7 protein-coding genes and 1 pseudogene are annotated in these 10121 nt (G+C 75.4%); 5 read left to right on the top strand and 3 right to left on the bottom strand.

All coding sequences use genetic code 11. The annotated features are described in order from the left end of the window. Nucleotides 1-308 (bottom strand): annotated as a pseudogene (locus tag AAT21_RS38030) (hypothetical protein); the annotation flags it as partial. A 338-nt stretch (nt 309-646) separates the two neighbouring features. On the opposite strand from AAT21_RS38030, the gene AAT21_RS14405 reads away from it, so the two are divergent. The 4 genes from AAT21_RS14405 (at nt 647) to AAT21_RS14390 (ending at nt 3778) form a co-directional block, all read left to right on the top strand. Then, complete coding sequence (locus AAT21_RS14405; RefSeq protein WP_046777421.1) at nt 647-1621, top strand: MsnO8 family LLM class oxidoreductase; 975 nt, start codon at nt 647-649, stop codon at nt 1619-1621. 521 nt (nt 1622-2142) lie between these two features. Next, the gene (locus tag AAT21_RS14400) at nt 2143-2625 is read left to right on the top strand and encodes a lamin tail domain-containing protein (RefSeq protein WP_046776944.1); all 483 of its coding nucleotides are present in this window, start codon (nt 2143-2145) and stop codon (nt 2623-2625) included. A gap of 284 nt (nt 2626-2909) precedes the next feature. Next, nucleotides 2910-3122, top strand: a complete 213-nt coding sequence (locus AAT21_RS14395; protein ID WP_030966540.1) for a hypothetical protein — start codon at nt 2910-2912, stop codon at nt 3120-3122. A gap of 83 nt (nt 3123-3205) precedes the next feature. Further along, complete coding sequence (locus AAT21_RS14390) at nt 3206-3778, top strand: GNAT family N-acetyltransferase (RefSeq protein WP_046776943.1); 573 nt, start codon at nt 3206-3208, stop codon at nt 3776-3778. 176 nt (nt 3779-3954) lie between these two features. Here the strand turns inward: AAT21_RS14390 and AAT21_RS14385 are convergent, their stop codons facing one another. Beyond that, the gene (locus AAT21_RS14385) at nt 3955-5517 is read right to left on the bottom strand and encodes a DUF6056 family protein (RefSeq protein WP_052757778.1); all 1563 of its coding nucleotides are present in this window, start codon (nt 5515-5517) and stop codon (nt 3955-3957) included. Nucleotides 5518-5916: 399 nt separating this feature from the next. On the opposite strand from AAT21_RS14385, the gene AAT21_RS14380 reads away from it, so the two are divergent. Further along, entirely contained in the window at nt 5917-7305 is a 1389-nt protein-coding gene (locus tag AAT21_RS14380) for a glycoside hydrolase family 15 protein (RefSeq protein ID WP_157879688.1), read from the top strand. Nucleotides 7306-7660: 355 nt separating this feature from the next. Here the strand turns inward: AAT21_RS14380 and AAT21_RS14375 are convergent, their stop codons facing one another. After that, nucleotides 7661-9832: a PIG-L family deacetylase gene (locus AAT21_RS14375; protein ID WP_063838095.1), complete on the bottom strand. Its 2172-nt coding sequence runs from the start codon at nt 9830-9832 to the stop codon at nt 7661-7663. Nucleotides 9833-10121 lie beyond the last annotated feature (289 nt).

Genomic DNA, 10121 nt, shown 5'->3' with positions numbered 1-10121 from the left:
TGGGTGTTCCCGTTGCCGCCACCCTGCGTACCGCCCTGGGTGTTCCCGTTGCCGCCACCCTGCGTACCGCCCTGGGTGTTGCCGCCGTTGTTGCGCTTCTTCTTCTTGCCGTGGTGGTTGCCGTCGTGCTTCTTGTGGTCGTGCTTGCTGTGGGTGACGACGCTTTCCACCGAGGTGGTGGGGGCCGCCATCGCGGAGGACGTGGGGATGAGGATCCCGCCGGCGATCGCGGCAGCGGCGACGGCGGTCGCGAGGCGGAAACCTCGGCGCTTGGGGCGGGACTCGGACGTCTCGAACTTGCGGTTCATGGTTTTTCTCCTGATCGAATCGGAACCTGAAAGGCTCCATCATTTCGGGGCCTCCGCGATTGTGGGGATTGTTTCCCACCGCGTCTGCGGCCTCGTTCTCTTTTCCGGTGGGGCCGCATATCCAGTAAGCCGGTTCGCCGCGCCGGCGGTCACGTTCCGCGAATTCGGGGCTTGACGTTTTCACCGATGCGCGTTAATCGGGATTTCGGCTGCTGCGAGGCGGGCGGGGCCGGGCCGGGCCGGGCTGTGGGGCCCGCTCGCCTGCGGGTCCGTCCGTGGTGGCGTGAAAACGATCATCGGGGCGGTTGCCGGGCGGGGGGCTCCCTATGCTGACGGCCATGCTCGACATACCTCTTTCAGCGCTGGAAGTCGCGATGGTGCAGACGGGCACCCGCGCCGTGGACACCCTGCGGGACACCGCGGCCTTCGCCCGGGGAATGGAGCGGCTGGGCTACCACCGCCTGTGGTACGCGGAGCACCACCACTCCCCCGCGATCGGCGCGTTCCCGCCGGTCGTGCTGACGGCGCACGCCGCTGCCTCGACCTCGGTGATCCGTCTGGGTTCGGGCGGGGTGCTGGCTCCCAACCATGCGCCGCTCGCGCTGGCGGAGCAGTTCGGGACGCTGGCGGCCCTGCACGAGGACCGCATCGACCTGGGTATCGGCCGGGGTCCGGGCACTTTCGACGAGGGCATCGCCCGGGCGCTGCGCCGGGGGGCGGGGCCGGCGACGGATGCGGAGTACCGGGAGGACGTGGCCGCGGTCCTGTCGTTCCTGGTGGAGGAGGTCGCGCTCGGTCCGCTGCCGGAGCCGTGGCTGCTGGCCTCCAGTGCCGCGGGGGGTGCTCTCGCCGCGGCCCTGGGCCTGCCGGTCGCGGTCGCGCATCACATCCGTCCGGACAACACCCGTGCGGTCGTGGAGGGTTACCGGGCGGCGTTCACTGCGTCCCGGTGGTGCGAGCGGCCGCGGGTGCTGCTGTGCGTGGAGACGGTGTGCGCGCAGACGGAGGAGGAGGCCGTGTGGCGGGCGGGGCCGATGAACGTCGTCAAGGCCGGGCTCCTGCAGGGGCTGAGCCAGGCGCCGTTCCCCACGCCCGAGCAGGCGGCAGCGCATCCCTTCACGGAGCAGGAGCGGCAGGCGCTGGAGGGTTTCCGTGCGCAGCAGGCGGTCGGGGCGCCCGAGGCGGTGGTGGGGCGGCTCGCGCAACTGGCCGTTGAGACGGGGGCGGACGAGTTGATGCTGGCCACGCCGGTCTACGACCTGCGGGAGCGGATCGGTTCCTACGAGCTGGTCAGGAAGTACTGGGGGCGATGACGCCGGCCGCCGCAGGGCGGGCCGGGGCGGCGGGGCGGTGGCGTGCCGGCGGGTGCGGGCGGGGCGGGCGGCGGGTGCGGGGCGGTGGCGTGCCGGCGGGGGCTGGTTTCTCGTACACCGGAATCGTTTCCGCAGGTGCGTGCGAAGGGGTGGCGGGGGCGGCTGTTACAGGCTGTTGAACCCGTTCGGCGCAGGGGTGCGGGCCGGGGGCGGGGGCGGGGGCCGGGCTGCGGGGAGGGCTGCTGCGCAGGCGTGCCACCGGCTGGCGGGTGAACTGCCGTGCCGGGGGCGTCAATCCGGGTTTGACGGTTGCCCACTACAAGGGAGAGTTACGGACATATCCGGATTGGGAAACAGGGGGTGGGCGGGCGGTGTCCGGGTGCGCCGGGCGGCCAGAGTGTGGCTCCTCGGCCAGTGGCCGGGAATCGTTTCGGGCCCGTCCGGCAGGTATCCGCCCGTGTGTATGGGGGTGGATGTTGCCGGTCCGGGCCGTCCGTTGACGTCGAAGGGGTCCATCCTCCATGTCTGCTTCCCCCGCCGCCCGCCGCGTCCTGGCGGTCCTCCTGGCCGCCGGCACCCTGGCCGGCGCGGCCGCGCTGCCCGCCGCGGCCGACGACCACCGCCGCGACCACCGCCGGGAGCGCTCCTCCCTCGTCATCGGCGACGTCCAGTACGACAGCCCCGGCCGGGGCGACCGCTCCAACCGCGCCCTGAACCGCGAATGGGTCGAGATCCGGAACACTGGCCGCCACAGCGTCAACCTGCGTGGCTTCACCCTCACCGACCAGCAGGGCAACCGCTACCGCTTCAACGACTTCCGCCTCGACGGGCGCTCCGCCGTCAAGGTCCACACCGGACACGGCCGCGACACCCGCCACGACGTCTACCAGGACCGCCGCCACCAGATCTGGGACGACCGCGACACCGCCACCCTCCGCGACCACCGCGGCAACGTCGTCGACACCGAGTCCTGGGGCCGCCGCGGACACCACCACCGCGGCTGATCCCGCCCGGCGGTCGCCCCGACGGGGACGGTGACCGCCGGCTGCCGGGGTGCGGCGTGTCGTGGCCGAGGGGCCGTGGCACGCCGCACCCGTGTCTGGGCGTATGCCCGTGTCCGGGGGTGCGGGCGCGTGCATTCGGGTGGCGGCGTGCCGTGTCGGACCGGTGGTGCGGGCCCGGTTCGCGATGCTGGGCCGGGGTGCGGCATCGCGTCCGCCGCCCCCTTTCCTTCCTTCTGTCCCCTCCACTGCAGTGCCCTCTGTCCCACGGTGAGAAGGAGTACGGCATGCCGACGGACCCGGTCGGGCGTTTCCTCGCGGTGCTGGAGCCGCACCGGCGGGAGGCCGTGGCGGGCATGCCGCGCGAGGAGCAGGAGCGGCTTGCGGCCGCCTGGGAGGAGGAGCTGGGTTCGGACGACGAGCTCGACACCCTCGACGAGCTCTCGCCGCCCGCGGCGGAGGCCGAGGCGGCCCGTCGGGTGATGGACCGCGAGGGCTGATCCGGGCCGGGAGGGGGCGTGCCGCCGGGCCGGGGCGGGAAACGGGCTGGCGGGCGGGGCGGTGGCCGGGGAAGACTGCGGCGGTGCGTGATCGTCTGGAAGTGTCCTCGGGGCTGCGGCTGCGGCGCTGGTCGTCGGCGGATGCCGGGGCGGTGCTGGCGGCGTTCGCCGATCCGGTGATGTCGTGGCAGGCCGCCGAGCCGGTGGTGACGTGGGCGGCGGCGCGGCGGTGGCTGGTGGCCCGGGCGGAGCAGTGGGATGCGGGGGCGGGTTTCGCCTTCGCGGTGGTCGACGGTGCGGGCGCGGTGCTGGGGAACGTGGCGGTCGGGTCCGTGGACCGGCGGCACCGCACGGGGTGGGTCTCGTACTGGACGGTTGCAGCGGCTCGCGGGCGGGGGGTTGCGTCGGGGGGCTGTGCCGCGGTGGCGGCCTGGGCGTTCAAGGACGCCGGTCTGTTCCGGCTGGAGCTGGGCCACCGGGTGAACAACCCGGCTTCGTGCGGGGTGGCCCGGGCCGCGGGTTTCGCGGTGGAGGGGATCCAGCGCGGCAGGCTCGAGTACGACGAGGTCCGCTACGACGTCGAGCTGCACGCACGGCTGGCGACCGACGCGGGCCCGGCCCCGACCGCCCGGCCGGGACGGACCAGCGCCGGCTGAGCGCCGGAGCCCGCCGGCAGCGCCACGCCTCCAGGAAGTCCGGCCGCCCCCGCCGCTGCGCCGGCGAACACCGTGGCCCGGGCGTGGCCCAGGCAAGCGCCGCCCGGTGGCACGGTGCCGCAGGCCCGGCCGGGCCTGCGGCACCGTGCCGGCGAACACCGTGGCCGGGGGTGGGGTCAGCGGCGGTGGATGCGGTTGATGTCGTACCAGCGGGAGACGCAGGCGGCGACCCAGTCCCGGCGGTAGTCGGAGGTGAAGAAGGGTTCGGCGAGGTTGCCGACGGGCAGGGGGCGGTAGCCCACGTCGGTGGCGCCCCGGGCCGTCTCGGCCCGGATGCGGGCGTTCTGGGCGTCCCAGGCGACGGAGCGGGCCACCGTGGTGGTGGTGAGCTGCTGGAGGGCGGGGACGAGGGAGGCCATCGAGGCCACCGTCAGGCAGAGCGCCGCGATGGTGGCGGCCGCGGGGCCGGCGGGGCCGCGGGCGGCCAGGCGGGGGCCGGCCCATGCGCCCAGCAGGACTCCGTAGCCGCACAGTGCCAGTTCCATGGGCAGGAGGAAGCTGGTCCAGGTGCGGGCGTAGGTCCAGCCGGTGGGGCCGTATCCGCTGCGCAGGCCCGCGGCCACCGCGAAGGATCCCAGGACCACCACGGGCAGCGGGAGCAGCAGCAGGGCGGCGCGTGTCGCCCGTCCGGGGCCGGGAGCGATACCGGGGCCGGTAGCGGTCCGGGGCTGGGGCCGGGCGCGGGTGCGGCGGGTGCGGAGGGTGGCGGCCAGGCCCAGGAGGAGGCCGGCGGCCGCGGCGGCGAGGTAGGCCCGCTGGCCGGTGACGGTGTCCCACATGCGCAGCCAGTCCTCGTAGGTGGCCCGCAGTTCGGCCGGGGAGAGCAGCGGGGGCTTCTCGGGCTGCTGGGCGCGGCGCCAGCGGGCGCCCGGGGAGGTGTAGAGGACGGCGAGGCCGCAGGCGAGGCCGGTGCACCACAGCAGGCACCAGGTGAAGGGGCGCCAGGTGGGGGCGAGGCGCAGGCGTGGCAGGCACAGTACGGCGGTCAGCGCGGCGAGGAGGCCGCTGACGAGGGCGAAGGGTTCGCTGAGGGTGCCGAGGGCGAAGCCGGTGAGGAGGGCTGCGGCGAGGCCGGCCGTGCGGACGGCGCGGCGGGGGTGGTCGACGGTGGTGAGGGCCAGCAGGAGTGCCCACAGGCCGATGACGCTCGGCAGGGTGTGGGAGATGGTGGCGGGGGCCCAGAGCAGGACCTGGTAGCTGCGGGTGCCGGCGTAGTAGAGGAGTGCCTGCAGGGCCAGGGCGCAGGCGGTCAGGAGCAGCAGGGGCGGTGCGTGGCCGAGGGTGTGCAGGAGGCGGCGGCCGAGGAGGACCAGGGCGGCGGTGAGGGAGAGGGCGATGAGGGTGGGGAGGAGTTTGGTGCCGGCCGGTCCGCCGCTGTAGAGGAGGCCGCTGAGGAAGGCGTTGGCGACCCGGCCGTTCTGGGTGGTGTAGAAGTCGGCGGTGATGCCGAGGACTCCCAGGTCGCGGGTTTTCCAGGCGGCGCACCAGTCGTCGGAGGTGGGGCGGATGTAGAGGCCGAGGAAGCATCCGACGGCGACGAGGGCTCCGGCGGCGGCCAGGAGGGTCGCTCCGGCGGCGGGCAGGAGTGTGTGCGGGAGGGGGCGGGGGCGGCCGGTGTTCCGGCCGGCCGGGGAGGAGGGGGTGAGGAGGTCCTCGCCCTCGGCCGCCACGGTGCTCATGGGCCACCCCTTCGCAGTGGGGCCCGTCGGGCAAGGGCGGCCGGTGCGCCCCGCCGGCTGTGGTGAGCGCACGGCCCGCGAACACCCATGATGTGCACGGTTGTGCGCGTGCGGCATCCCGGGCGGGGCGGACGCGGCAACGGGGGCGGGGGCCGGGGCGGGGGTGGCTCACCCGGGCGGCGGGGTTTCCGTGGCGGGGCGGTCGGGGGTCTTCGAGGATGGGGTGCGAGCCAGGGTCCGGGTCCCGTGTCCGGGTCCCGGGGTCCGGGTCCCGTGTCCGGGCCGGGCCGGGCCGGGCCCGTGCGTACGTACGTACATGCGTACGCCGTTGCACGGGGTGCGCCGTTGCGCGGGCATGCGGATGTGTCGGATGTGTCGGATGCGGCGGAGGGAGTGGCGGTGTCCGGTGTCCTCGGCTGCTGGGCGGTGGTCGCGGCGGCGTTGACGAGTACGGTCGTCCCGGTGTGCGGCGGCGGGGGGCATGCGCCGTTGTCGGGGTTGGCCGCTCCCACCGTCGGGGTGCTGTCCAATGCGACGGCCGCCGAGGGGGTTTCGGCGAAGCTGGCTGCCGGCGCCCGGTACGTGGAGGGCAGCAATGTGCTGCGGCTGGCGTCCGGCCGGTGGCTGTACCTGCCTTCGGGGCGGACGGAGTCGGTGGTGGTCGCGGCCGGTGACGGGCGGGCGCTGCGGCAGATCGGGCAGAGCCGGGCCTGGCTGGCGTCCGGCCGTGTCCCGGGAAGGTCCGCGGCCGAACGGGCGGCGGCCGGGCGGGCGCTGCTGGCGATGCGGGCGCTGCTGCGGCCCAACGGTGCGATGGCGGCGGGGTGGAGTCCGGGGTGGATGTACTCGTGGCCGCGGGACTCGAGTTTCGCGTGTGCGGCGTTCGCGTACACCGGGCATGACGAGGAGGCGTTCCGGATCCTGCGGCACAGTGCCGCGACCCAGCGCGGGGACGGCAGCTGGGAGGCGCGTACGAAGCTCGACGGTTCCGGTCCGCCGGACGGCAGGCGGTGGCAGCTCGATGCCAACGGCTGGGTGCCGTGGGCGGTGTGGCAGTGGTACCGGGCGGCGCCGGCGGAGGGCCGGCGTGCGCGGCTGGAGGTCCTCTATCCGATGATCCGCAGGGCGGCGGAGCGTGCGGCGCGTTCTCTGGGTGCGGACGGGCTGCCTCCGGCTTCGCCGGACTACTGGGAGCTGATGACGGCCGGTCCGAACATCGGGACGGCCGCGCCGCTGCTGGCCGGGTTCAACGCGTCCGCGGACCTGGCGCGGGAGGCGGGCCGGCCCGGTGACGCGGTGCGGTGGGAGCGGGCGGCGCGGCGGCTGTCGGCGGGGATCTCGAAGCGGTTCTTCCCGGTGGGCTATCAGCGCACCGCTGACGGGCGGCACGGGCGTGACAGTGCGGTGACGTTCATGGCGCCGCCTTTCAACGCGGCGCCGGCCGGTCTGCCCGCGGCGCTGGATGCCACCTACCGGGCGCTGTTGCTGCCCAACGGGGGGCTGACGCCGGGTGATGATCCGGGGGCGCCGTGGGGTGCGACGGCGTGGACGCCCAGTACGGCGTTCTTCGCGCTGGCCTGGGCGGCCGGGGGCCGGCCGGGGAAGGCGGGGCCGGTGCTGGAGTGGGTGCTGTCGAAGCGGAACGTGCTGGGTGAGCTGCCGGAGAAGGTGGACCGGGAGGGGCGGCCGGCGTCGGTGGCGCCGCTGGCGTGGACGGGTTCGATCGTGGTGCTGGCGTTGGTGGCGCTGGAGGCCGGCGGGCTTCCGGCCCCTCCCCTGCGCCCGTAGACGACCGGGGTACGGGGCGTGCCGGGGCGGGGCGTGCCGGGGCGGGTGTCGGGGCGGGGCGTGCCGGGGCGGGTGTCGGGGCGGGCGGGTGCGGTCGCCGCGCCCGGGGGCGGGGTGGTGCGGACCTTCTCCCGGGCGGCCGGCAGGCGGCGGTAGGCGGCCTGTTCGGCGGCGACCGCCCGTGCGAGGGCGGGGCGGCGGGGGTCCTGAGGAGACCGGGCCGGTGACCGGGCCGGGGCCGGTGACCGGGCGGTGACGGTGGCGGCCGGGCGGAGGGTTCCGGCCCGGCGTACGTCGCTCTCGGCGTCGAGGCAGGCCTGGTCGAGGTGGCGGTGGTCGAGTACTTCGGTGGGGGTCACCTCTGCCGGCCGGAGGGCCGGCGGGCGGCCTGGGCGAGGGCGGTGGGGGCGAGGGCGGTGGGGGCGATGGCGCGGTGCCACGGCGCGGGCGGTGCGGGTGCGGTGGGGGCGGGCGGGGGTGTGGTGGTGAGGTGCAGGCCGGCGTCCAGGCCGAGGGCGGCGGCCAGGCCGGTGCCGTCGGGTGCGGTCAGGGCGGCCGGGGCGCCGGTGTAGAGCATCTGGGACTCGTGCCAGGCGGGTGTCTGTCCGGGGAGGGTGACGGCGGCTGTGCCGGTGGCGGCGCGGCCGGTGAGGAGGTGGCCGGCGGTGCCGACGGCGCCGTAGCCGCCTTCGCCGCCCGCGTCGGCGGGCGGGGAGAGGACCGGGCCGGCGGCAGGCCCGGCGGCGGGGGCGGCGGCGGGGGCAGTGATGGTGGCCAGGGTGGTGGTGACGGTGCCGGTGCCGGGGCGGCGGAAGGAGAGGCGGACGCCGTCGTCGTGCGCGGTGGCGGAGAGCACGCCGGTGGTCGCGGGCAGGCCGGTGGGGAAGGGTCCGGCGAGCGGGGCGCCGGGGGCGGGCTGGGTCCAGGCCAGGACGGTGCGGTCGGTGGCCGCGTACAGGTGGCGGCGTCCGGCGCGGTCGGTGGCGGTGACGGGGTCGCCCTGCAGGGCGGTGCCGCCGAGGGTCTGCCAGGGGCCGAAGGCGGTGTCGGGGGCCGGCTGGGTGCGGGCGCGCAGGGTGCGCCGGGAGTCGCGTACGTAGACGGTGATGCGGCCGGTGGTGTCCACGGCGGCGGTGGGTGCGCCGGTGGCCGTGGTGGCGGAGGTGTCGCCGGTGTCGGGGGTGCCGAGGCTGTGCCAGGGGCCGAAGCCGGCGCCGGGGGCGCTCTGGAGGGCGTAGACGGTGTCGCGCCGGTAGTCCTGGGCGGTGGTGCCCAGGGTGGTGCGGGTGGCGAGGACGGCGATGCGGCCGTCGGGGAGACGGGCGGTGGACACGCCGGCGTCGAGGGTGGTGCCGGGGGCGGTGGCGGGCAGGAAGCGGGGGCCCTGCCAGTCCGCGGTGGGGCCGGGGCGGGTCCAGTGGGCCATCTGTCCGTCGAGGGCGGCGAAGGCGTGGAGCCGGCCGGGGGTGCCTTCGGTCATCCAGGTGGTGCTCTCGCCGCGGCTGTAGCGGATGGTCTGGTTCCATCCGGCGCCGGTGGGGCGGGTCGCGGTCTTGCGGTCGCCGCAGCCGGCGGGGCTGCCGCACCAGTCCTGGTGGTCGCTCCAGGCGTAGGTCTTGAGGTAGCCGAGTTTCTCCTCGGCGGCCTTGGCGTCGAGGGTGGGCGGCAGGGAGCTGTTGGGGTAGCTGACGTAGTTCTGGACCGAGAAGTGCGGCCGGTCGGTGAGGGCGGCGTAGCGTTCGGTGGCCGCCTGGACGAAGCGGGCCCCGTACATGTGGTCCTGGTGGTCGTGGAAGGCGCCGTCGGGGCGGGTGCGGCCGGGGGTGGGGTCCTGGGTGCGGATGGTGGTGGGCTTGTAGCGGGCGAGGATGCCGGCGATGGCCTGGACGGCCTGGTCCTTGGTGTAGGTGAAGGGGGTGGTGACGGGGGTGTGGGAGGCGAGCTGGGAGCCGAGGGCGGGGATCTTGCCGTCCCACAGGCCGCGCAGGCTGTCGGGGTTGTCGCCGGAGATGCTGCGGGCCTCGCGCATCTGCATCCAGACGAGGTTGACCTCGGGGCGGTCGAGGAGGACGTCGACCTCGGCGCTGCCGCCGCCGGCGGTGGGTATGGAGGTGCGCTGCCAGGTGCTGGTGCGGCGGCCGGTGGCCATTTCGGCGTAGGCGGCGCGTATGCCGTTCTGGCGGGCTTCGGCGTAGGCGGCGTGGTCGGCGGGGCGGGCGGGGTCCTGCAGGTGGGGGCTGCGGGCTTCGTTGCGGCCGTCGGACTCGCCGGCGGTGAGGTAGACGGTGGTGACCTTGATGCCGGTGGATATGGAGCGGCTGAGGTCGGGGTTCATGAAGAAGAGGTCGTCGTCGGGGTGGGCGACGAGCTGCAGGACGGTGCCCTCGGTGACGCTGGGCCGCAGGGGGGCGTGGGGGGCGGCCGGGTGGGCGTCGGTGTCTCCGTGGGCCCAGGTGGTGACCCCGGCGGCGCCGACGGTGAGTGCGGCGAGCAGGGCCGCGAGGCGGGTGCGGCTGGCCAGGGACATCTGCGGGCGCCTTGGGGGTCGGTCCGGTGCGGGTGCGCGCCGAAGGGCGGGAGTCGGTGCCCCGATGGCTCCAGCACTTCCGGAGACGACCGGGGCCGATTATGCCCCGCGTGTTTTCTGCTGACACACCCTCAAGCACCATATGGAAACAAACCAGTTGAATACGACATATGGGCGGCTTGTACCGATTTGATGCTGGTTGGGCGGGGGTTGGGGCGGGGGCGGAGTGGCGTACATCACTCCGGGGGCGGGCGGGGCGGGCGGGGGCGGGCGGGCGGGGGGGGTCGGG

Source organism: Streptomyces yangpuensis (genome assembly GCF_001005295.1).
Taxonomy (GTDB): Bacteria; Actinomycetota; Actinomycetes; order Streptomycetales; family Streptomycetaceae; genus Streptomyces; species Streptomyces yangpuensis.
This window is presented reverse-complemented; position numbering and strand designations above follow the sequence as displayed.

Excerpts from the sequence above, each read along its gene's own strand:
- AAT21_RS14405 (WP_046777421.1), top strand. The coding sequence starts at position 647 with ATGCTCGACATACCTCTTTCAGCGCTGGAAGTCGCGATGGTGCAGACG.
- AAT21_RS14400 (WP_046776944.1), top strand. The coding sequence starts at position 2,143 with ATGTCTGCTTCCCCCGCCGCCCGCCGCGTCCTGGCGGTCCTCCTGGCC.
- AAT21_RS14395 (WP_030966540.1), top strand. The coding sequence starts at position 2,910 with ATGCCGACGGACCCGGTCGGGCGTTTCCTCGCGGTGCTGGAGCCGCAC.
- AAT21_RS14385 (WP_052757778.1), bottom strand. The coding sequence starts at position 5,517 with ATGAGCACCGTGGCGGCCGAGGGCGAGGACCTCCTCACCCCCTCCTCC.
- AAT21_RS14375 (WP_063838095.1), bottom strand. The coding sequence starts at position 9,832 with ATGTCCCTGGCCAGCCGCACCCGCCTCGCGGCCCTGCTCGCCGCACTC.